This is a genomic window from Dongia sp. (genome assembly GCF_041918875.1).
In the GTDB taxonomy this organism is placed as follows: Bacteria; Pseudomonadota; Alphaproteobacteria; order Dongiales; family Dongiaceae; genus Dongia.
Map to the genome: position 1 here is coordinate 167,808 of NZ_JAYRUV010000009.1, position 21,502 is coordinate 189,309.

16 protein-coding genes are annotated in these 21,502 nt (G+C 63.5%); 10 read left to right on the forward strand and 6 right to left on the reverse strand.

Features of this window, described 5'->3' with window-relative positions; genetic code table 11:
* Window positions 1–259: 259 nt before the first annotated feature.
* Genes hisD through ACE3TY_RS11750 form a run of 5 tightly spaced genes read left to right on the forward strand, consistent with a single transcriptional unit; the run spans window position 260 to window position 7,441 of the window.
* On the forward strand, window positions 260–1,558 hold the full coding sequence (gene hisD, locus ACE3TY_RS11730; RefSeq protein ID WP_374653220.1) for a histidinol dehydrogenase: 1,299 nt from the start codon (window positions 260–262) through the stop codon (window positions 1,556–1,558).
* 5 nt (window positions 1,559–1,563) lie between these two features.
* Window positions 1,564–3,207: an alpha-D-glucose phosphate-specific phosphoglucomutase gene (locus ACE3TY_RS11735; protein WP_374653221.1), complete on the forward strand. Its 1,644-nt coding sequence runs from the start codon at window positions 1,564–1,566 to the stop codon at window positions 3,205–3,207.
* Window positions 3,204–4,850, forward strand: coding sequence for a glucose-6-phosphate isomerase (gene pgi, locus ACE3TY_RS11740; RefSeq protein ID WP_374653222.1), 1,647 nt, complete (start codon window positions 3,204–3,206; stop codon window positions 4,848–4,850). Before ACE3TY_RS11735 ends, pgi begins: the two co-directional genes overlap by 4 nt.
* 44 nt (window positions 4,851–4,894) lie before the next feature.
* Entirely contained in the window at window positions 4,895–5,209 is a 315-nt protein-coding gene (locus tag ACE3TY_RS11745) for a hypothetical protein (RefSeq protein ID WP_374653223.1), read from the forward strand.
* A 27-nt stretch (window positions 5,210–5,236) separates the two neighbouring features.
* Window positions 5,237–7,441: a N,N-dimethylformamidase beta subunit family domain-containing protein gene (locus tag ACE3TY_RS11750; RefSeq protein ID WP_374653224.1), complete on the forward strand. Its 2,205-nt coding sequence runs from the start codon at window positions 5,237–5,239 to the stop codon at window positions 7,439–7,441.
* 123 nt (window positions 7,442–7,564) lie between these two features.
* Here the strand turns inward: ACE3TY_RS11750 and ACE3TY_RS11755 are convergent, their stop codons facing one another.
* Entirely contained in the window at window positions 7,565–9,130 is a 1,566-nt protein-coding gene (locus ACE3TY_RS11755) for an alkaline phosphatase family protein (protein ID WP_374653225.1), read from the reverse strand.
* A 256-nt stretch (window positions 9,131–9,386) separates the two neighbouring features.
* Here ACE3TY_RS11755 and ACE3TY_RS11760 point away from each other — a divergent pair, with 256 nt between their 5' ends.
* The 5 genes from ACE3TY_RS11760 to ACE3TY_RS11780 all read left to right on the forward strand — a co-directional run bounded on the left by ACE3TY_RS11760 (window position 9,387) and on the right by ACE3TY_RS11780 (window position 14,907).
* Window positions 9,387–10,502 carry an ABC transporter substrate-binding protein gene (locus ACE3TY_RS11760; RefSeq protein WP_374653226.1) on the forward strand — a complete coding sequence of 372 codons (1,116 nt, stop codon included), beginning with the start codon at window positions 9,387–9,389 and terminating at the stop codon, window positions 10,500–10,502.
* A 293-nt stretch (window positions 10,503–10,795) separates the two neighbouring features.
* A complete protein-coding gene (locus ACE3TY_RS11765) occupies window positions 10,796–11,923 on the forward strand; it encodes an ABC transporter substrate-binding protein (RefSeq protein WP_374653227.1) in 1,128 nt (375 codons plus the stop codon).
* A 205-nt stretch (window positions 11,924–12,128) separates the two neighbouring features.
* A complete protein-coding gene (locus tag ACE3TY_RS11770) occupies window positions 12,129–12,974 on the forward strand; it encodes an ABC transporter permease (RefSeq protein WP_374653228.1) in 846 nt (281 codons plus the stop codon).
* A 22-nt stretch (window positions 12,975–12,996) separates the two neighbouring features.
* Window positions 12,997–13,782: an ABC transporter permease gene (locus ACE3TY_RS11775; RefSeq protein ID WP_374653229.1), complete on the forward strand. Its 786-nt coding sequence runs from the start codon at window positions 12,997–12,999 to the stop codon at window positions 13,780–13,782.
* A gap of 30 nt (window positions 13,783–13,812) precedes the next feature.
* Window positions 13,813–14,907, forward strand: coding sequence for an ABC transporter ATP-binding protein (locus ACE3TY_RS11780; protein ID WP_374653230.1), 1,095 nt, complete (start codon window positions 13,813–13,815; stop codon window positions 14,905–14,907).
* 21 nt (window positions 14,908–14,928) lie between these two features.
* On the opposite strand, the gene ACE3TY_RS11785 is transcribed toward ACE3TY_RS11780, so the two are convergent.
* From ACE3TY_RS11785 to ACE3TY_RS11805, 5 genes are all read right to left on the reverse strand, one after another.
* Window positions 14,929–16,719, reverse strand: a complete 1,791-nt coding sequence (locus tag ACE3TY_RS11785; protein WP_374653231.1) for an acyl-CoA dehydrogenase — start codon at window positions 16,717–16,719, stop codon at window positions 14,929–14,931.
* 226 nt (window positions 16,720–16,945) lie between these two features.
* A complete protein-coding gene (locus tag ACE3TY_RS11790) occupies window positions 16,946–17,800 on the reverse strand; it encodes a peptidase (RefSeq protein WP_374653232.1) in 855 nt (284 codons plus the stop codon).
* Window positions 17,801–17,901: 101 nt separating this feature from the next.
* Window positions 17,902–18,873, reverse strand: coding sequence for a transglutaminase domain-containing protein (locus ACE3TY_RS11795; RefSeq protein ID WP_374653233.1), 972 nt, complete (start codon window positions 18,871–18,873; stop codon window positions 17,902–17,904).
* Window positions 18,800–19,741 carry an alpha-E domain-containing protein gene (locus ACE3TY_RS11800; protein WP_374653234.1) on the reverse strand — a complete coding sequence of 314 codons (942 nt, stop codon included), beginning with the start codon at window positions 19,739–19,741 and terminating at the stop codon, window positions 18,800–18,802. Before ACE3TY_RS11800 ends, ACE3TY_RS11795 begins: the two co-directional genes overlap by 74 nt.
* Before the next feature lies 1 nt (window position 19,742).
* Window positions 19,743–21,155 (reverse strand): circularly permuted type 2 ATP-grasp protein, encoded by a 1,413-nt coding sequence (locus ACE3TY_RS11805; protein ID WP_374653235.1) that lies wholly within the window; start codon window positions 21,153–21,155, stop codon window positions 19,743–19,745.
* Between the last annotated feature and the right edge of the window lie 347 nt (window positions 21,156–21,502).

A 21,502-nucleotide genomic window follows, 5' to 3' on the forward strand; every position in this document is an offset into this window, starting at 1 on the left:
AAAGGGAACCCCTGCCGAGATCGGCCCACGCGCCCAACCGCTTCCTCTTGCGGTTGGGCGATTTTTTTCGCGGCACCTTGGCCGAACGACGCTGGAGCCCAGCTTTTGCTGCACTGCATCGTTTTCTTGGTGGAAAGCCCGGGCATGGCTTGGTTAAGCTGTGCCGCCCGCCTTCGAGGCCGCGGTAATTTCCGGATTCCTTCCCACCATGTCCCCCATCGCGAGTGACCGCCCCATCCGCTTCCATGACTTGTCCAAGATGGACCAAGCCGCCCGCGCCCGCCTGCTGGTGCGTTCCGAGGAGAATCTCGACACATTCACCGAGGCGGTGAAGCCGATCGTCGCCGCCGTCGCGGCCGAGGGCGACGCCGCCCTCATCCGCTGCGCGCAGCGCTTCGACGGGGCGCCGGCAGGCTTCGACGCCATCCGCACGCCGCCAGAAGATTTCGTTCATGCACGGGGCCGGGTTTCTGCCGAGGTCGTGGCCGCACTCGAATTCGCCGCCGACAATATCCGCCGCTATCACCAGGCGCAGATGCCCGAGGACATGTGGCTGAAGGAAATGCGCCCCGGCGTCTTTGCCGGCGAGCGCTGGTCGCCGATCGATTCCGTGGCCTGCTACGTGCCGCGCGGCAAGGGCTCGTTTCCGTCGGTGGCGCTGATGACGGCGATCCCCGCCGTGGTGGCCCGTGCCAAGCGCGTCATCCTGCTGACGCCACCCGGCGCCGATGGTCGCGCCGACCCGGCGACGCTCATTGCCGCCGAACTGGCCGGCGTTGCCGAGGTCTATCGCGTCGGCGGCGCCCAGGCGGTGGCTGCCGCCGCCTATGGGACCGAGAGCGTGCCGCGCTGCCTCAAGATCGTGGGGCCGGGCAGTCCCTATCTCATCGCCGCGAAGAAGCTGTTGGCCGAGCGCATCGATCCCGGCATGCTGGCCGGCCCCTCCGAAGCGCTGGTGCTGGCCGATGAGACGGCGGACGGTCGCCTGGCCGCCCTCGACCTGCTGGTCGAAGTCGAGCACGGTCCGGATTCATCGGGCTTTCTGGTCACACCCTCGCGCGACGTGGCCGAGGCGGCACTCAAGGCCATTCCCGGTTTCTTCGGGCAGATGAGCGAAACGCGGATCGATTACACGCTCACCGTGTTGTCATCCGAGCGCGGCGGCATCGTGCTGACGCCAGATCTCCAATCCGCCTATGATTTCGTCAACGATTATGCCCCCGAACATCTGATGATTCACGCCAAGGAGCCCTATGCGCATCTGGGGCAGATCCGCAATGCGGGCGAAATCCTGCTGGGCGAGAACAGCTCCAACACGCTGGCGAATTTCGTCATCGGTCCGAACAACGTGCTGCCCACCAGCGGCTGGGCCAAGACCATGTCGCCGCTGTCGGTGTTCGACTACATGAAGCGCGCCACGGTGGCGCAGGTGACGCCGGCGGGCTTCGCGGGCCTGGCCAAGGCCGCCGAGGTGCTGGCGCGCTACGAAGGTTTCGATGCCCATGCCAACGCGGTCTCCGAGACACGGGCGAAGATCATGGCGGAGAGAAAAGGATGAGTTTGATGGCGGTACCGGCCCAGCATATCGCCCCTCGGCATATCGATTGCCCGCCCTTCATGGACCAGCGGCCCGGCACGTCGGGTCTCAGGAAGAAAGTGAAGCGTTTTGCCGAACCGCACTATCTCGCCATGTTCGTGCAGGCGATCTTCGACGGTGCCGGCGATTTGAAGGGCGGCACGATCGCGCTGGGCGGCGATGGGCGTTATTTCAACCGCGAAGCCAGCGCCATCATTCTGCGCATGGCGGCGGCACACGGCATCGCGAAAATCGTCGTGGGGCAGGGCGGCATCCTCTCGACGCCCGCCGTCAGCAATCTCATCCGGGCGCGCCAACTCAAGGGCGGCATCATCCTCTCTGCCAGCCACAATCCCGGCGGTCCGGAGGGCGATTTCGGTATCAAATACAATGTCGGCAATGGCGGCCCGGCCCCTGAATCGGTGACCGAGGCGATCTTCGCCGTGTCGCAGCGCCTCTCCGGCTACGATATTCTACCCGAAAGCGCCGGCACCATCGACCTCGACCGGCCCGGCACGCAACAGCTTGGGTCGCTCACCGTCGAAATTGTCGATCCGGTCGCCGATTATGCGGCGCTGATGGAGAAGCTGTTCGATTTCGGCCGCATGCGGCCGTGGCTGAAGGCCAACCGCATCCTTTTCGACGCCATGCATGCCGTGACCGGTCCCTATGCCACCGAGATCCTGGTGAAGCGCCTCGGCGCCCCGGCAAGTTCGGTCATCAACGCCGTGCCGAAACTCGATTTCGGCAACCATCATCCCGATCCGAACCCGGCCCATGCCGAGGAACTGATGGCCAGGCTCTGGGCCGCGGATGCACCGGCCCTGGGTGCGGCGTCCGATGGCGACGGCGACCGCAATATGATCCTGGGGCCCAAGCTCGCGGTCACGCCCAGCGACAGTCTCGCGGTCCTCGCGGCCAATGCGACGCTCATTCCGGGCTATGCCAAGGGCATCAAGGGTGTGGCTCGCTCCATGCCGACCAGCCGCGCCGCCGATGCGGTGGCGCAGGCGCTGGGCATCGAAAGCTTCGAGACGCCGACGGGCTGGAAATTCTTCGGCAATCTCTTGGACGCCGACCGCGTGACCCTTTGCGGCGAGGAAAGCTACGGCACCGGTTCCGACCATGTGCGGGAAAAGGACGGGCTCTGGGCCGTTCTCTTCTGGCTCAACCTGATGGCGGCGACCGACAAGAACGTGCCGCAGATCATGGAAGCCCATTGGCGGCGTTTCGGCCGGCATTACTATTCGCGCCACGATTACGAGGCGCTCGACAGCGCCAAGGCCAACGACATCATGAACGGCCTGCGCGGTCGCCTTTCCGATCTCGAGGGGCGGCACGGCATCGAACTCGCGGACGATTTCCGCTACCAGGATCCGATCGACAATTCGGTGAGCGAGAAACAGGGCGTGCGGCTGATCTTCGGCAATGGCGATCGCCTGGTGCTGCGTCTTTCCGGCACCGGGACCGAGGGCGCCACCTTGCGCCTCTATATCGAGCGTTTCGCGCCGCGCACGGCTGACCTTCATCTCGATGCGCAGGTGGCGCTGGCCGAACTCATCGGCCAGGCCGAGGATATTATCGGCATCAAACGTATCTCCGGCCGTGCCCAACCGGATGTGGTGACATGACGAAACCGACCGAACTTTCTGCCTGGAAAGCGCTCAAGGATCATCACGCCAGTCTGCAGGGCGCCACGCTCTCGCAGCTGTTCGCCAGCGACGGCACGCGGTTCAGGAATTTCTCCACGCGCCTTGGCGATATCCTGCTCGATTATTCGAAGAACGGCGTCACCGACGTCACCATGGGGCTGCTGCTCGGCCTCGCCCGGGAATCGGGCCTTGAGGCCGCGCGCAGTCGTCTCTTCGGCGGCGAACGCATCAACAACACCGAAGACCGCCCGGCCTTGCACATGGCCTTGCGCGCGCCGGCGGCATATGGCGGCGAAGGCCTGGGCTTCGCCATCGACGGCAAGGATGTGGCCCCGCCGGTTGCGCGCGAATTGGACGCTTTGTGCGATTTCGCCGACGAAGTGCGCAGCGGCTCCTTCAAGGGAGCGACCGGCAAGCGCATTCGCCATATCGTCAATATAGGTATCGGCGGATCCGACCTGGGGCCGGCTCTCATCGTCGATGCATTGCGCCCGGATATCGGTGGCAAGCTGCAGCTCGATTTCGTCTCCAATGTCGACGGCGCGCATCTCGACCTGGTGCTGAGCCGGGCCGACCCGGAAAAGACGCTGTTCATCATCGCCTCGAAGACATTCACGACTGCCGAGACCATGGCCAATGCCAGGGCCGCGCGGAAATGGCTTGCCGGCAAACTGGGCGAGGCGGCGGTCGACCGGCATTTCGTCGCCGTCTCCACCAATATCGAGGCGGTCAAGGCTTTCGGCATCGACCCCAGGCGCATGTTCCGCTTCTGGGACTGGGTCGGCGGTCGTTATTCGCTGTGGTCGGCGATCGGCCTTTCCATCATCCTCGCCGTCGGCCCGCATAAGTTCCGCGACCTGCTTGCCGGCGCGGCGGCGGTTGACCGGCATTTCCGCGAGGCGCCATTTTCAGAGAATCTTCCGGTCATCATGGGCCTGTTGCAGGTCTGGCATCGCAATTTCTGTGGGTATGGGTCGCAGGCCATCCTGCCCTATGCGCAGGATCTGTGGCGTCTTCCCGCCTATCTCCAGCAATTGGAAATGGAGAGCAATGGCAAGCGCGTGACGCGCGCTGGCGCGGCCGTAACCTGGCAGACCTCGCCCGTCATCTGGGGCCAGGCCGGGACCAATGGCCAGCACGCCTTTCATCAGATGCTGCATCAGGGGTCCGAACCGGTGCCCTGCGACTTCATCCTCACGGCCCGCGACCGCTCGGCGTTTCCAGAACAGCACCAGATGCTGTTCGCCAATGGCCTGGCGCAATCGGCGGCCCTCGCCTTCGGCAAGTCGGCCGAGACCGTGAGTGCCGAGATGAAAGCCGCCAGCAAATCGGCGCAGGAGGTGGCGTTCCTCGCCCCGCACCGCACTTTCCCCGGCAACCGGCCATCGACCACGCTCCTGCTTCCCGTCCTCGATCCTTATCACCTGGGGGCGCTCATCGCCCTCTACGAGCACAAGGTCTTCGTCGCCGCAACCATCTGGGATATCAACCCCTTCGACCAATGGGGCGTGGAACTGGGCAAGGAGATGGCGAACGCGCTCCTCGCCGGCAAAGGTGGCCCGGCCGATTCCTCGACAGCCGGCCTCATGGCCCTATATGATAGTTATACGCACCGAAAATAGGGTGCGCGTCGCCGCATGGGGTGGCGGCGATGGGGGATAGTCATATGATTAAGATTGATCCAAGCAGTGCCGCCAGCACTGCGCTGGCGAGCCAGTTCAAGGCGGCGCCTTTCGGGCCCCACAGTGCCGATCTGCAGAAGATGCTGCAATTGTTGCGTTGGGGCCATGCACGCGGACGCACCATCATTGTCTGCACCGAGCCCTACCGCGAATGGCGGTTGGGGCGCATGGGATCCAAGCGCGGCATGAAGGTCGAGACCGACGACAGCATGGTCTTCACCGACTACGCCGCCGCCGTCTGGGCCTGCTTCCGGGCGCGCTTCCAGGAAGTCACCGGCCAGCCCTGCCCGATTCAATAGGCCCCATCCAGTAAGAGTCCCAGCATCATGAGCGAACGCATTCTCGGCTATACCGACCGCCTGAGCGCCGTGCCCGGCGACGTGGTCGAATTCAAGGTGAGCGCCCCCTTGCAGGGCAAGTTCAAGGCGCGGCTCATCCGCCTCATCTGCGGTGACGATTCGCCCGAAGGTCCAGGCTTCAAGGCGGAAAAGATCGACAGCGCTCTCGACGGCACATACCCCGCGCGCCAGCAGCGCATCATGGCGGGCTCCTATGTCTGGGTGACCGCCCGCCAGCCTTTCGACCTTGCCAATTTCACGCTCCAGGCGATGATCTGGCCGACCCTGCCCGGCAACGGCGCGCCGCAGGCGATCCTCGGCAATTACGATGCGGCGAACGGTTCCGGCTATGCCCTCTATATCGACGAAAGCGGCTGCCTTGCCTTCCGCGCCGGCGGGAATGCCCCGGTTTCGACCGGCGTCAAATTGCTCGGGCGCCATTGGTACGAAGTCTATGCCGTGTTCGATGCCGGCACCGGCCGCGTCACCATCGGCCATAACATGATGCTCGCCTATCACGGCATGGCGCCATCGGTCAGCGCGACGCATACATTGGCCGAGCCGGTGGGCGAGGGCGGGCGCTTCCTGATCGCCGCCTGGAACGAGGATAAATTCGCCGCCGCCCATTTCAACGGCAAGATCGACGGCCCCCGCGTCTCGGCGCGCGCCCTGAAGGTTGCGGAAATCGAGCGCCTGCGCGACCTGCCGCTGGATGTCGAACTGGCCCAGCATGTCGTGGCGGCCTGGGATTTCTCGCGCGGCATCCCGACGGTCAAGGTCTCGGACGTTTCGGGCAACCGCCATCACGGACGCACCATCAACCTGCCAACGCGCGCCATGACCGGCTGGAACTGGGATTCGTCGGATTTCAGTTTTCAATCGAAGCCCGAACATTATGGTGCCATCCATTTCCACGATGACGATCTCTACGATTGCGGCTGGCGCACCGATATTTCGTTCGAGGTCCCGGACGGGCTGAAATCGGGCATTTATTGCGCCCATGTCTGGCAGAAGGATGCCTCAGGCCGGAAGACCGAGGATTTCATCCCCTTCTTCGTGCGCCCCCCGCGCGGCACGGCGACGGCGCCCCTGGCGCTCCTCATTCCCACCGCCTCCTATCTCGCCTATGCCAACCATCAGATGATCTCCTCCTGGTGGTTCGAGGAACTCTCGAGCTGCAAGTTCGCCACCATGAGCGAGGCCGACCGCTATCTCGAGGAACATGAGACTTTCGGTTTGTCGGTTTATGACGAGCATACCGACGGCAGCGGCGTCTGTTATTCATCGCATCTCAGGCCCATTCTCAACATGCGCCCGAAGACCGATCTGTGGCAGTTCAATGCCGACACGCATCTCACCGACTGGCTGGAGAAGCTGGGCATTCCCTACGACGTCATCACCGACGACGATCTCCATGCCGAAGGCGTCGAATGCCTGAAGCCCTATCGCTGCGTCATGACCGGCACGCATCCGGAATATTATTCGAAGGCGATGCTGGATGCGCTGCAGGCCTATACCAATGGCGGCGGGCGCCTGATGTATATGGGCGCCAACGGCTTCTATTGGCGCATCGCCTATCATGCGGGCCTGCCCGGCGTCATCGAACACCGTCGCGCCGAGGATGGCATGCGCGCCTGGTTCTCCGAAGCCGGCGAATATTTCATGAGCTTCACCGGCGAGATGTCCGGCCTCTGGGTCAGGAACGGCCGCCCGCCCAACATGCTGGTCGGCAACGCCTTCGCGGCCCAGGGCTTCGTCAATGCCGTGCCCTATCACCGCACGGACGAAAGCCGCGACCCGCGCGTAGCCTTCATGTTCGACGGGCTGGGCTTCGAGCCGATCGGCGATTTCGGCACGGTGGGCGGCGGTGCCGCCGGCTGGGAGATCGACCGTGCCGATGCGCGTCTCGGCACCCCGCCCCATGCCCTCATCGTGGCGGCCGCGACCGATTTCCCGGACAGCTATCATTGGGTGAACGAGGAAATGAACCACACCCATTCGGCCGTCAACGGCGACACCAATCCGCGCGTGCGCTGCGACATGATGTTCTTCGAAACGCCCAATGGCGGCGCCGTCTTCTCGACCGGCTCCATCTCCTATGGCGGGTCGCTGGCCTTCAACGGCTATGACAACAATGTCAGCCGCCTGACCGAGAATGTCGTGAAGCGCTTCGTCGACCCAACGCCGTTCTGAAGCGCCCCCACCTCAACCCCTCCCCCTGAAGGGAGAGGGGCTTTGGCGCCGCGCTTGATGAGCGACATGTCTCGCTCCGAGAACACTCTCCCTTCAGGGGGAGGGCAGGGCGGGGGTGAGACTCTATCCCCGCTGTTTCTTTCCCCAATCCTCCACGCCATTCGGTCCGTTATGGAGATCGGTCAGGACATGCTCCTGATGCCTGAGGCGCCAGGAGATCATTTTCTGCGCCATTTCCAGCATCACGCCGGCATGCGCTGGATCCCTGGAGAGATCGTTCATCTCATCGGGGTCGTTTTCGAGATCGAACAGCAGTGGCGGCAGGGCCGCGAAATGCACGTATTTCCAGCGCTTGCCGCGCAGGATCGCCATCTGGCAATCGTGCGTGTCGATCCCGAAGGCGCGTTCCGCATCGATGCCGCCATAGGGGCCGGAGCGGAAGTCGATTTCCATATGCGCTTCCTCGCGCCAGCGCGCCGGCGCCTCGCCGGTGAGGAAGCCGGTGAGCGAACGGCCGTCGCATTGCGCCGGAATCTCGGCGCCCAGCCAGTCGAGGATGGTCGGCATGATATCGACCGATTCGGTGAAGGCATCGACGATGGTGCCGCGTGTTCCGTCGGCGAGGTCGCGGGGATCGCGGATGATGAGCGGAATGGCGAAGCTCTGGTCGAAATAGGTTTCCTTGCCCCAGGTGTAATGATCGCCGCCCATCTCGCCATGGTCGCAGGTGAAGATGATGAGCGTATGCTCGTATTCGCCGGTCTTCTTCAAATGCGCGATGATGCGTCCGACCGCATCGTCGACCTCGTTCATCATGCCGTAATAGCAGGCGCGCATCTGCCGCAGCTCAAGGTCCGACATGGTGACCAGATTATTGGGATTGTGCTCGTCATAGGAACTGGGCTTGGCGAACTTGCCGATCATGGTCTTCAAGTGCGGGTGCTGTCTGCCCTCCTCCTCCGGCGTCGCCTTGCGCTTGGGGAAGGGCACGTCCTCGGGCTTGTACATCGCGTTATAGGGTTCCGGCGTGATCACCGGCGGATGCGGCCGCAGGAACACGCAATGCAGGAACCAGTCATCATGCTGGCGGTCGCCCAGCCAGTCGAGGATGCGGTCCGCCATGAAGCTGGTATCGCTGTCCTGCGACTTGAAGATGGTCGGGATGAAGCGATGCCCGCGATCCGCGGGCTTCTCGAAGCCTGGCTTGGGCTGATAGACGTCGTGGCGCCCCTCGAACCGATAGCCCTTGGCCTTGAGATCGCTCATCCACTGCGCCATGTAATCCTGGAAGATCATGGTCGGCCGGTAGCCGTTGAGCGGCCCTTCATAGGTCTTGAGGGCGGGGTCGTTGGGGTGCCGCCCCCTGGGGTCGGCGCTGGTATCGGTGTAGCCCAGCAAAGTGGGGTCGAGCCCGATCTTGCGCGCCTCGAGCGCCACATTGGTATGGCGCGCGTCGAGCGGCGTGCCGTTGCGCCCCGAGCGGTGGTTCATCAGATATAGGCCGGTATTGAGACTGGCCCGCGCCGGACCGCAGGGTGCCGTCACGGTGAAGTGGCGCTTGAACAGCACCGAATCGGCCGCCAGCGCATCGAGATGCGGCGTCTTTACCGTGGGGTGGCCGAGGGCCGAGAGGCATTCGGCGCGCCATTGATCGGCCGAAATGAACAGAACCTTGCGCGGGGCGGACATTGAACGGCTACCTCAGTTGAAGAGCGGGACGGAATCCGGCGGCATCCTAGACGCTGGCATGGGGTTCCGCCAAGCACCACCCGCCGCGATCCTTGGAAACCTGGATCGCCCAAATCCTGGACCGGCATCGCAGGACTGACATGGCCGCTTCATGAAAGCGTCATGGCCCGCGTGATCTAAGCCACCCCGCAGTTTCAGAGCTGCGTCCTGGCCCGGCTGCCGCGCGGCACCGGCCCAATTAGATTGCGGGAGATTGATGATGAAATCCGTTACGCGTTCCATCACTGTGTCGCTGGCGACATTGATGTCGACGACCGCGCTTATGAGCAGCTTCGCTGCCGCCGGTTCGATGGAAGACCTGGTTGCCGCCGCCAAGGCGGAAGGCGAACTGACCACGATCGCGCTGCCGCACGACTGGTGCGGCTATGGCGAACTCATTGAGAACTTCAAGACCAAGTACGGCCTCAAGATCAACGAGCTCAACCCCGATGGCGGGTCGGGCGACGAGATCGAGGCGATCAAGTCGAACAAGGACAATAAGGGCCCGCAGGCGCCGGATGTGATCGATGTGGGCCTGGGCTTCGGCCCGTCCTCGAAGGCCGAAGGCCTCATCCAGCCCTACAAGGTCGCCACCTGGGATTCGATCCCCGACAGCGCCAAGGATGCGGAAGGCTATTGGTATGGCGACTATTACGGCGTCATGGCCTTCGAAGTGAATGCCGACATGGTGAAGAATCCGCCCAAATCCTGGGCCGATCTCATGAAGCCGGAATTCGCCAACCTGGTGGCGCTCTCCGGCGATCCGCGTACCGGCAACGAATCCATCATGTCGATCTATGCCGCGGGTCTCGCGGCCGGCGCCAAGCCGGGGGCGGATGCCGGCAAGGCGGGCCTCGATTTCTTCGCCGAACTCAACAAGGCCGGCAATTTCGTGCCCGTGGGCGGCAAGGCCAACAGCCTGGCGCAAGGCACCACGCCGATCGTCATGCGCTGGGACTATCTGGCGCTGGCCGACCGCGACACCTTGAAGAACAACCCGCCGGTCGAGGTCGTCGTGCCGGAAGGCCCGGTGCTGGCCGGTGTCTATGTGCAGGCCATCAGCGCCTACGCGCCGCATCCGAACGCCGCCAAGCTGTGGATGGAATATCTCTATTCCGACGAAGGCCAGATCGGCTGGCTGAAGGGCTATTGTCACCCGATCCGCTTCAACGATCTGGTGAAGAATGGCAAGGTGCCGCAGGAAATGCTCGACAAGCTGCCGCCGGCCGAAGATTACGAGCGCGCGGTGTTCCCGACGATCGACGAGCAGAAGGCCGCCAAGGAACTGATCACCAAGCAGTGGGACGCCGTCGTCGGCGCCAACGTGCAGTAACAGTCAGGTCCGCCAGTTACCGGCTTTGGTCATGGGATCGGCCAAAGCCGGTAATAAATCCCAAACGGCGCGGTAGGGCTTGGCGCATCGCGATAGCGCGGGGCTTTCACAAAACCGTCATCAATGGCGTGCTTTAAGCGCGCTTCGTGGGTTTGGGCTTTCGTTTCACTTTCGGTCACCTTGACAATCGAACATGGCCTAATCAGAGTGAAGCACTGTCAAGTGAAGTTTATATGACATCACAATAAGAAACCCACTTGAGAGATCATCTTTATGGACCTTGGGAGGTACCAATGAAATCCGTTACGCGCTCAGTCGCTCTTAAATCCGTCGCCGTGTCGCTGGCGACGCTGATGTCGACGACCGCGCTCATGACCAGCTTCGCCGCCGCCGATTCGATGGAAGATCTGATCGCGGCCGCCAAGGCCGAGGGCGAACTGACCACGATCGCGCTGCCGCACGATTGGTGCGGCTATGGCGGCCTCATCGAAGGCTTCAAGGCCAAGTATGGCCTCAAGGTCAACGAACTCAACCCCGACGCCGGTTCGGGCGACGAAATCGAAGCGATCAAGGCGAACAAGGACAATAAGGGCCCGCAGGCGCCGGACGTGATCGATGTTGGCCTCGCTTTCGGTCCATCCTCGAAGGCCGAAAGCCTCATCCAGCCCTACAAGGTCGCGACCTGGGATTCGATCCCCGACAGCGCCAAGGATGCCGACGGCTATTGGTACGGCGATTATTACGGCGTGCTGTCCTTCGAAGTGAACACCGACATCGTGAAGAACGTGCCCAAGGATTGGGCCGATCTCACGAAGCCGGAATATGCCAACTCCGTGGCCCTTGCCGGCGATCCGCGTTCCTCGAACGCGGCCATCATCGGCGTCCACGGCGCCGGCATGTCGACCGGTGCCAAGGCCGGTGCCGAAGCCGGGGAAGCTGGCCTCAAATTCTTCGCCGACCTCAACAAGTCCGGCAATTTCGTGCCGGTCATCGGCAAGGCCGCCAGCCTGGCGCAGGGTTCAACTCCGATCATCATCCGCTGGGACTATCTGGCGCTGGCCGACCGCGACACGCTGAAGGGCAACCCGCCGGTCGAGGTCGTGGTGCCGAGCAGCACGGTGCTGGCCGGCGTCTACGTCCAAGCAATCAGCGCCTACGCGCCGCACCCGAACGCCGCCAAGCTGTGGATGGAATATCTTTATTCCGACGAAGGTCAGCTTGGCTGGCTGAAGGGCTACTGCCACCCGATCCGCTTCAACGATCTGGTGAAGAATGGCAAGGTGCCGCAGGAAATGCTCGACAAGCTGCCGCCGGCCGCTGCCTACGAAAAGGCCTATTTCCCGACGCTCGACGAGCAGGGCGCGGCCAAGGAAGCGATCACCAAGAGCTGGGATTCGGTGGTCGGCGCCAACGTGCAGTAATGCAGTAATACGGCGCGGATAGGATCGGCCGCGTCAGCGCAAGGGAGTTCCCACGTGCTGGCGCGGCCTCTTATTTGGAGTTAAGGGCGGGGCCGCGCGGCGAATGCCGCTCCCGCCATCCGCTGCACCATCGGGTACATTGGGGAAGATGACACAGTTGCACGACACATCGGCCGCGCCCCCAGGGGTGGCGCGGCTTCAATTCATGCAGGCGACCTGGGCCTGGGTGGGCGTGGCGCCCTTCCTGCTCTTCGCCCTCATGTTCCTCATCCTGCCGACGCTCTATCTCATCGTCGGCGGCTTCCAGGACCCGGACGGCAATTTCACGCTGCAGAACCTCTTCGACCTGTTCCAGCCTTCGATCATGAACGCCTATTGGATCAGCATCAAGGTGAGCGGGGCCTCGGCCATCGTCGGTGCCGTCATCGGCTTCGGCTTGGCTTACGCGGTGGTCATGGGCGGCCTGCCCGGCTGGATCCGCCCGACCTTGATGACCTTCTCGGGCGTCGCTTCCAATTTCGCCGGCCTGCCGCTCGCTTTCGCCTTCCTGGCGACCCTGGGCCGCACCGGCCTCGTCACCGTGCTGCTGGTGAAGTTCTTCGACTTCAATCTCTATTCGACCGGCTTCAACCTGCTTTCCTTCTGGGGCCTGACGCTCACCTATCTCTATTTCCAGATCCCGCTGATGGTCCTTATCCTCACGCCGGCCCTTGACGGGCTGAAGCGCGAATGGCGCGAAGCGTCGGAAATTCTGGGCGCCAGCGTGTTCCAATATTGGCTGCATGTCGCTTTCCCGATCCTGTGGCCCAGCATTCTGGGCTGCACGCTGCTGCTCTTCGCCAATGCCTTCGGCGCCATCGCCACGGCCTATGCGCTGACCGGCAGCTCGCTCAACATCATCACCATCCTGCTCTATGCGCAGATCCGCGGCGATGTGCTGCACAACCCCAATCTCGGCTATGCCCTGGCGCTCGGCATGATCTTCGTGACCGGGCTTACCAACGGCGCCTATATCTGGCTGCGCGGCCGCAGTGAACGGTGGCTGCGATGATGCAGCGGGAAAGGTGGCCGCAATGAAGCAATCGCGTCTCGGTTCCTGGATCGCCCTCGCCGTCGGCACGCTCTATTTCGTCGTGCCGCTGGTGGGCACGTTCGAATTCAGCCTGCGCATGCGTCGTGGCGAGTACAGCTTCGATGCCTATCGCTCGGTCTTTGCTGATTCGAACTTCCAGGATTCCTTCCTCTATTCCTCCATCATGGCGCTGGCCACCATCGTCATCGGTGTGCTGCTGGTGGTGCCGACGGCCTATTGGGTGCAATTGCGCCTCCGCAGGCTGCGTCCGGTCGTCGAATTCATCACGCTGCTGCCGCTGGTGATTCCGGCCATCGTCATCGTCTTTGGCTATCTGCGCCTCTACAACAGCTCTTCGCTCATCCCGCTGACCGCCCAGGTCTGGTCGACCGATCTGCTGCTGGCCTTTTCCTACGCCACGCTGGCGCTTCCCTATATGTACCGGGCCGTCGATACGGGCCTGCGCGCCATCGATGTCCGCACCCTGACGGAAGCGGCGGAGAATCTCGGGGCCGGCTGGACGACCATCCTCTTCAAGGTCATCCTGCCCAATGTGCGGAGCGCCATTCTCTCCGGTGCGTTTCTCACCTTCGCCATCGTCATCGGCGAATTCACCATGGCGAGCCTCCTCAACCGGCCGGCCTTCGGTCCCTATCTGCAGCTTATCGGCGCCAACCGCGCCTACGAACCATCGGCCCTCGCGGTGATGGCCTTCGTCCTTACCTGGGCGTGCATGGGCCTCATCAACGTTTTCGGCCGCGCAAAACAGACGAAGCACGCGCCCTGAGGGCAGCGTGCGGTTAGCAGAGGTAAAGTCATGGCGTTTCTCGAACTCAACCAGGTCCGCAAGGCCTTCAATCAGAATGTCGTCGTGCAGAATTTCGACCTCTCGGTCGAGCGCGGCGAATTCGTCTCGTTCCTCGGGCCGTCCGGCTGCGGCAAGACGACGACGCTGCGCATGGTCGCGGGTTTCGAACTGCCCAGCGCCGGCACGATCAGAATCGAAGGCAAGGACATCACGCATCTCAGGCCGAACCAGCGCAATGTCGGCATGGTGTTCCAATCCTACGCCCTCTTTCCCAACATGACGGTGGCGGAGAACGTCGCCTTCGGCCTCAAGGTCGCCAAATGGCAGGCGGCGGAGATCGGGCCGCGCGTCGAGGAAATGCTGAACATCATCAAGCTGCCGCATCTTGGCGCCCGTTATCCCTACCAGCTCTCCGGCGGCCAGCAGCAGCGCGTGGCGCTGGCGCGGGCTCTGGCCGTGAAGCCACAGGTTCTGCTGCTCGACGAACCCTTGTCGGCGCTCGATGCCAAGATCCGCGTCTCCTTGCGCGAGGAAATCCGCTCACTGCAGCGTAAGCTCGGCATCACCACCATCTATGTGACGCACGACCAGGAAGAAGCGCTTTCCATGTCGGACCGTATCGTGGTCATGAACGAGGGCCGCGTCGACCAGGTGGGGGTGCCGTTCGAAATCTATAACCATCCCAAGACCCGCTTCGTCGCCAATTTCGTGGGCACCCTCAGCGTCCTCAATGGGACCGTGGTGGATGCGGCTTCGGGCGTGCTCGATGTCGGCGGCCAGAAGATCGTGGCCGGGCAGGGTTTCCCGCAAGCCAAGGCGGGCGAACCCTGCACCGTCTCCCTGCGTCCGGAAGCGGCGCGGCTGGAAGGCTTCGGCGGCCAGGGCGCGGTGACCAACAATGCCGACCTCGCCGAACGCAACCGCCTGCGGGGGGCCATCGAGGAAGTGGCCTTCCTCGGTTCCGTCGTGCGCATCAAGGTGCGCCTCGGCGACAATCTCGTGTCGCTCGACACCTTCAACAATCCCGGCATCACCCCGCCCGAACGCGGCACCGTAGCGACCGTCACCTTCTCGCCGGCCGATTTGCTGGTGCTGGAGGGGTAAGGGCGGTACGAGGCAGAAAACTCACAACCGCTCCGGGTCGATGTCGAGCAGAGTCTTCGCCCCACCAGTGATCTGCGCCAGATGGCCGGCGCTTTCGGCCAGGATATTGTCGGCGTAGAAGCGCGCCATGGCGATTTTGCCTTTGAGGAAGTCAGCATCGCCATCGTCCGCGGCGAGGCGCCGGCTGGCGGCCAGTGCCGCTTTCGCCAGCAGCCAGCCGGCGACGATCGTGCCGCACAGATTGAGATAGGGTTGCGCCACCGCCAGGGCCAGGTCTGGGTCGGTCCTGCCGGCCATCAGGATATAGTCGGTGCCGGAACCCAGGCGCTGCAGCGCCGGCATCAATCGGTCATGCAGGGCCGGCAGATCCTCGCCCGCGACGCCGAACTCGGCCAGATTCGCCGTCATCAATTCGATCAGCGCCCGCATGGCGCGGCCTTCGTCGCGCTGGATCTTGCGCCCGACCAGATCGATGGCCTGGATGCCGTTGGTGCCTTCATAGATCGCGAAGATGCGGGCGTCGCGGTAATGCTGTGCCGCACCCGTCTCCTCGATATAGCCGGCGCCGCCATGCACCTGGACGCCCAGCGAACTCACGCGAATGCCCTGGTCGGTGCTCCAGGCCTTGACGATCGGGATCATCAGATCGACCAGGCCTTGCGCGCGTTCAGCCTCGGCCTTGTCGGGATGGCGCTTGGCGCGGTCTAGGGCGCCGGCGGTGAAGAGGGCCAAGGCCCTCGCCCCTTGCGTCAGCGCCCGCATGGTGGCGAGGTTCCGGCGCACGTCCGGATGATGCAGGATCGGCAGGGTGACACCTGCCGGCGCACCCGCCACGGCCGATTGCACGCGCTGGCGCGCATAGGCGCTCGCATGCTGCGTCGCGCGCTCGGCGACGCCGATGCCCTGGACGCCCACGGTCAGGCGCGCATTGTTCATCATGGTGAACATATGCGGCAGGCCCTGCAGCGGTTCGCCAACCAGTTCGGCCACGGCGCCGGTCTTCTCGCCATAGGCCATGACGCAGGTGGGTGAGCCATGCAGGCCCAGTTTGTGTTCGATGGAAAGGCAGGCAATGTCGTTGCGGGCACCCAGGCTGCCATCCTCGTTCACCAGGAATTTCGGCGCCACGAACAGCGACAGGCCCTTATGTCCGGCGGGGCCGCCGGGATGGCGCGCCAGCACCATATGAATGATGTTGGGCACGAAATCATGCTCGCCATGGGTGATGAATATCTTCTGCCCCTTGAGCAGATAGGAGCCTTTCCCGTCATCTTCGGCGCGCGTGCGGATGGCGCCGAGATCGGTGCCGGCCTGCGGCTCGGTCAGGTTCATGGTGCCGGTCCATTCGCCGCTTACCAGCTTGGGGAGGTATTTTTTCTTCTGCACCTCGGTGCCGTGGTGATAGAGTGCCTCGACTGCGGCTTGCGTGAGCATCGGGCAGGCGGCAAAGGCGACGCTGCCGCCGTTCCAGATTTCCTGCAGCGCCGTGGTGATCGCCCAGGGCATGCCCTGCCCGCCATATTCGGGGTCGAAGGCCACCGCATTCCAGCCATCCGCGACGAAGCGCCGATAGGCGTCGCGATAGCCTTCCGGCGTCGTGACCTTGCCGTCCTTGAAGGTGCAGCCCTTGTCGCCGTTCCTGTTGATGGGCGCCAGCACCTCGCCTGAGAAGATTCCCGCCGCCTCGAAGATCGCCGCGACCGTTTCCGGCCCCGCTTCCTCGTAACCGGGCAAGCGCGCGATCCCGGGCAGGCCCGCGATCTCCTCCAGCATGAACAGGATATCCTTCAACGGTGCATCATAGGCACTCATGACGTCCCCCGATCGGCTTCAGCGGCTTTCAGCCTAGCTTGGCGATTATTAAGGAACCTTTCCAGGGTTAAAGCGCCCCTGCGGGTCGAGGGCGGCTTTGTTATGGGCCGAAACGAGGTCGTGGACCAGGCCGTTGAGGGGTCCGGAAGACGCCGGAAACGCACCGGAATCGCCCCCTTCCGGCTGCAGCGGATTGAGCGGCCTGCTGAAAGGCCGCGTGGCGCATTTATTTGCGCTTGCGCCTGGGTGCTGCGCGCTTCTTCGCGGGCTTGGGCTGGCTGGCAAAGGCCGCGGCCCCGGTCACGCCCTTATAGGGCGGCTGGGCGATGGCCTGATGGCTGGCGCGCAACGCTTCCGACCAGCGCCGGCTCAGTTCCTCGAAATAATGATCGCCGTGATGGATACGGTGCAGCAGCTCCGGTGCGCAGGCATTTATCGGCAGTACCAGGACGTCGAGCGGAAGCCCGACGGCGAGATTCGAGCGCATGGTCGAATCCATGGAGAGGAGGCCGAGCTTCAGCCCCTCGTAAAGATCGGTCTCGAAGGTGACGGCACGGTCCAGGATGGGCTTCCCATATTTGTGCTCGCCGATCTGCAGATAAGGCGTGTCGCCGGTCGCTTCGATGAAATTGCCGGCCGAATAGATCATGAAGAGGCGCATGCGCCGGCCTTCGATCTGGCCGCCCAGCAGCAGCGCCACGTCGAAACCCGCCTGATGCTGTTCCAGGCTGGGCCCGTCGGTGCGGTAGACCTCGCGCACGGCCTCGCCCACCAATTGTGCCGCCTTGAACATGGAAGGGACCGTATCCAGCGTGCGCTTCCGGCCGGTCTCCGCATCGGGCAGCCCCTCGGTCAGTAACGAGATGACCGATTGCGTGATGGAAAGATTGCCCGAACTCGCAATGGCCATGCAGCGTTTGCCGGGCGTGCCGAAGAGGTGCAGCTTGCGGAAGCAGGAAATATTGTCGATTCCGGCATTGGTCCGGGTGTCGGAGATCATCACCAAGCCGCCGCGCAGCTTCAATCCAACGCAATAGGTCATGTTGGCCGTCTCAGGGTCCGTCGCCGGGTTCTTGTCCAATGCCCCTCCGGGGGTGCGGGTTCCCGTTATAGACCGCGCGGGTGAGGCTTGCCAATCGCTGCCTCCCTCTCCCCAACGCGGGGGAGGGTGGGAGAGAGGGCTCACGCCTGGAGTTGCTGGCTGGCTTGTTCGATCGCGGCGGCCGGTTGCTGCCAGCGGGTCTGCTGGGCGGGGTCGTTCTGATAGGAATCGGCGACGGTCACTTCGACTTCCATCCGTTCCGACTGGCCGCCGAGACGCGCGCCGCGGATGGGGGAGGCGCCGAGATAATCGAGCCCGGTGGAGACGCGGATATGCGCCTCCGTGGGGCAGATGCCGTTCGCCGGGTCGAAGCCCACCCAACCCAGGCCCGCCACATAGGCTTCGGTCCAGGCATGGCCCGCTTCCTGGTGGATATTGTCGTCCGAGCGCATGAGATAGCCGCCGACATAGCGCGCCGGAATGCCCAGATGCCGCGCGGCGGAAATGAAGACGTGGCTCAAATCCTGGCAGACGCCATGCTTCAGGCGGAAGGCATCCGCTGCGGTCGTGGCCGTGTCGGTCTGCTCGGTGTCGAAATTGATCTCGCCATGGATGCCGGCCAGCAGCCCGTGCAGAATCTTCAACTCGCTGCCGCCGGCTTTGGCGGCAATGCCACGGGCGAAGGCGGCGATTTCGGCATCGACCTGGGTGAGCGGCGTGTCGCGCAGATAGAGCTCGGCGGGGAATTTCTCCAGGGCGCCGCGCACGATGCCGTTGGTATCCAGCATCTCGACCTCGCCCTCGACCGTGATAGAGAGGCTGGTGAGCGGCCCGTCGAGGGAGAGCATGTGGAGGACGTTGCCAAAGGAATCCTCGCCCGGGCGCAATGTGCCCTCCTGGTCGAGGTCGATCTGCCAGCGCCGCACATACTGGCCCTCGTGATTGCGTGGGGAAAGGCGCAGGGCCTGGATCATCGAATGCACCGGATGGTCGTAGATGTAGCGGGTGCGGTGGCGCACATGGATCAGCATCGGGCCCTCAACCCAGATATTGCGCGGCGACGGCGGCGCCCAGACGGTTGTTGTTGGCGGTGAAGCCGGTGATGAATTCATGCAGGCCCCCCTGGAAGATCTGCTCGATGCGGCTGTTCTCGAGCTGCACATGGATGGCGCGAGCCAGGCGCTGCGCTTCGCCGTGCCGTCCATAGGCACTGCTGAGGCGTTCCAGATTGGCGACGATGGCGCCGTAGCAGGAAGCGAGCGAGCGCGGCATCTGCTGATTGAGGATGAGGAGGTCGGCGATGAGCCAGGGCTGCAGCCCCTGCCGATAGACCCAGTGATAGGAGGTGAGTGCCGAAACGGCGCGCAGGATAGCGGCCCATTGCGAATAGTCGATGCCGCCACCCACGGCGGCGTGTTCCGGCAGCAGCACATGATATTTGACGTCGAGGATGCGCGCCGTATTGTCGGCGCGTTCGATGAAGATGCCGAGGCGCGCGAACCAATAGGCATCGTTCCTCAGCATGGTGCGGTAGCCCGATCCGTCGAAGCGCAGCGAGATTTCCTTCACCCAGTCGAGGAAATCCATCAGACTGTCGGGATCCGTGGCCCTGGCCGCCATCTGCGGCAGTTCCAGCCAGGCACCGTTGATGGCCTGCCACATTTCCATGGTGATCGCGGTGCGCACGGCACGGGCATTGGTGCGGGCCACTTCCAGGCAGCGCTTGATGGACGAGGGATTGTCCTCGGAAAAGGCCAGAAAGTGGATGACGTTGGCGGCATCCGTCTCGTCGTGGAAACGGTGGAAGAGGTCGCCGCAGCCGGCGGTCGCCAGGGCGCTCTCCCATTCGTTGGTGCCGCTGCCATAGGCCTTGGGCAGAGCGGAAAGCCTGCTCGCCGCTTCCAGCACGCGGGCCAGGTAGTCGGCCCGCTCGACATAACGCGACAGCCAGTAGAGGGAATCGGCGGTGCGGCTCAGCATGTCATTCTTCCACGACCCAGGTGTCTTTCGTGCCGCCGCCCTGGCTGGAATTCACCACCAGCGAGCCTTCGCGCAAGGCGACGCGGGTGAGGCCGCCGGGCACGATGCGGATGCCGTCGGCGCCGGTGAGGATGAAGGGCCTGAGATCCACATGGCGCGGTGCTATGCCATTGTCGACGAAGGCGGGGCAGGTGGAGAGCGACAAGGTCGGCTGCGCCACGTAATTGGCCGGATCGGCCTTGAGGCGCTCGCGGAAGAGGGCGATGTCGGCGCCCGTCGCATGCGGTCCCACCAGCATGCCGTAACCGCCGGAACCGTGCACTTCCTTCACCACCAGTTCGGCAAGATGGTCGAGCACGTATGATAGATGTTCGGGATCGCGGCAGCGCCAGGTCGGCACGTTCTTGAGCAGCGGTTCCTCGCCCAGGTAGAAGCGCACCATGTCGGGTACATAGGAATAGACGACCTTGTCGTCGACGGCGCCGGTTCCCACCGCATTGGCGAGCGTCACATTGCCGGCGGCATAAGATGCAAAGAGGCCAGGGACACCCAGCATCGAGTTGGGGTCGAACACCAGCGGGTCGATATAGGCGTCGTCGACGCGGCGATAGATGATGTCGACGCGCTTGGGCCCCTCGGTCGTGCGCATGAAGACGATGCTGTCGCGCACGAAGAGATCGCTGCCCTCGACGAGTTCGATGCCCATCTTGTCGGCCAGGAACGAATGTTCATAGTAGGCCGAGTTGAACTGGCCGGGGGTGAGCAGGACGGCGGTCGGATCCCTGGTCGCATTGCGGGGTGCCGCCGATTGCAGGGTCGCCAGCAATTCGTTGGGATAGTTCTCGACCGGGGCGACGCGGTGGGCCGCATAAAGTTCCGGCATCAAGCGGATCGATATCTCGCGCCCGCCCAGCATGTAGGAGACGCCGGAGGGCGTGCGGGCATTGTCTTCCAGCACATAAAAATCGTCACCGTCGACGCGCACGATGTCGATGCCGGCGATGTGGATATAGATGCCGTGTGGTGCGGCGAGGCCCGCCATCTCCGGCCGGTAGGCGGGATTGCGCCAGACCAGATCGGGGGGGATGATGCCGGCCTTCAGAATCTCGCGGGGCCCATAGATGTCGGCGAGGTAGAGGTTGAGCGCCTTGATGCGCTGCTCGAGCCCGGCCTTGAGCCTGGCCCATTCGGTAGCGGAGAGGATACGCGGGATGATGTCATAGGGGATGATGCGCTCTTCGCCCTGCGCGTCGCCATAGACGGCGAAGGTGATACCGCCGCGGCGGTAGAAAAGTTCGGCCTCGGCACGCCGACGCTCCAACTGGGCGGAGGTGACGCCCTCCAGCCAGTTCGCCACCTCGAGATAGGGCGCACGGACCCCGCCGTCATCCAGCCGCATCTCGTCGAAGGCCATGTGTGCTCCCAAAAAAACGCTTCTTGCCGGCGCCGGCATGTGGGGCGCCGGGCCGCTTGCACCTTGGAACAGCAAGGACCGTGCCACGGTCTTCCTTCCGCGACCATCCTGGATTCCTTGGCGGAAAACCCGGCGATGCTCCGCCGGACGGCCAGCGCATCGCCTAAAGTTTGGGCAGCCGCGCCGCTTCACGCAGCGGGCAGGAAGCCAATGCCACGGCATGCAATTGGTTGCGCCACCTATATGTTCTTGAAATGTTTCACGTGAAACAAATACAAAAACGCTTTTTACATCAGTCGTTTGGCCGGAGCCATTCCCGGCTGGCCGGCTGCGCTCGTTATGTTATA

Bases quoted from the DNA above. Each gene is read 5' to 3' on its own strand.
- ACE3TY_RS11750 (WP_374653224.1), top strand. From the start codon at position 5,237: ATGAGCGAACGCATTCTCGGCTATACCGACCGCCTGAGCGCCGTGCCC.
- ACE3TY_RS11765 (WP_374653227.1), top strand. From the start codon at position 10,796: ATGAAATCCGTTACGCGCTCAGTCGCTCTTAAATCCGTCGCCGTGTCG.
- ACE3TY_RS11760 (WP_374653226.1), top strand. From the start codon at position 9,387: ATGATGAAATCCGTTACGCGTTCCATCACTGTGTCGCTGGCGACATTG.
- pgi (WP_374653222.1), top strand. From the start codon at position 3,204: ATGACGAAACCGACCGAACTTTCTGCCTGGAAAGCGCTCAAGGATCAT.
- ACE3TY_RS11755 (WP_374653225.1), bottom strand. From the start codon at position 9,130: ATGTCCGCCCCGCGCAAGGTTCTGTTCATTTCGGCCGATCAATGGCGC.
- ACE3TY_RS11805 (WP_374653235.1), bottom strand. From the start codon at position 21,155: ATGGCCTTCGACGAGATGCGGCTGGATGACGGCGGGGTCCGTGCGCCC.
- ACE3TY_RS11745 (WP_374653223.1), top strand. From the start codon at position 4,895: ATGATTAAGATTGATCCAAGCAGTGCCGCCAGCACTGCGCTGGCGAGC.
- ACE3TY_RS11785 (WP_374653231.1), bottom strand. From the start codon at position 16,719: ATGAGTGCCTATGATGCACCGTTGAAGGATATCCTGTTCATGCTGGAG.
- ACE3TY_RS11795 (WP_374653233.1), bottom strand. From the start codon at position 18,873: ATGAATTCATCACCGGCTTCACCGCCAACAACAACCGTCTGGGCGCCG.
- ACE3TY_RS11735 (WP_374653221.1), top strand. From the start codon at position 1,564: ATGGCGGTACCGGCCCAGCATATCGCCCCTCGGCATATCGATTGCCCG.
- ACE3TY_RS11800 (WP_374653234.1), bottom strand. From the start codon at position 19,741: ATGCTGAGCCGCACCGCCGATTCCCTCTACTGGCTGTCGCGTTATGTC.
- ACE3TY_RS11775 (WP_374653229.1), top strand. From the start codon at position 12,997: ATGAAGCAATCGCGTCTCGGTTCCTGGATCGCCCTCGCCGTCGGCACG.
- hisD (WP_374653220.1), top strand. From the start codon at position 260: ATGGACCAAGCCGCCCGCGCCCGCCTGCTGGTGCGTTCCGAGGAGAAT.
- ACE3TY_RS11770 (WP_374653228.1), top strand. From the start codon at position 12,129: ATGCAGGCGACCTGGGCCTGGGTGGGCGTGGCGCCCTTCCTGCTCTTC.
- ACE3TY_RS11780 (WP_374653230.1), top strand. From the start codon at position 13,813: ATGGCGTTTCTCGAACTCAACCAGGTCCGCAAGGCCTTCAATCAGAAT.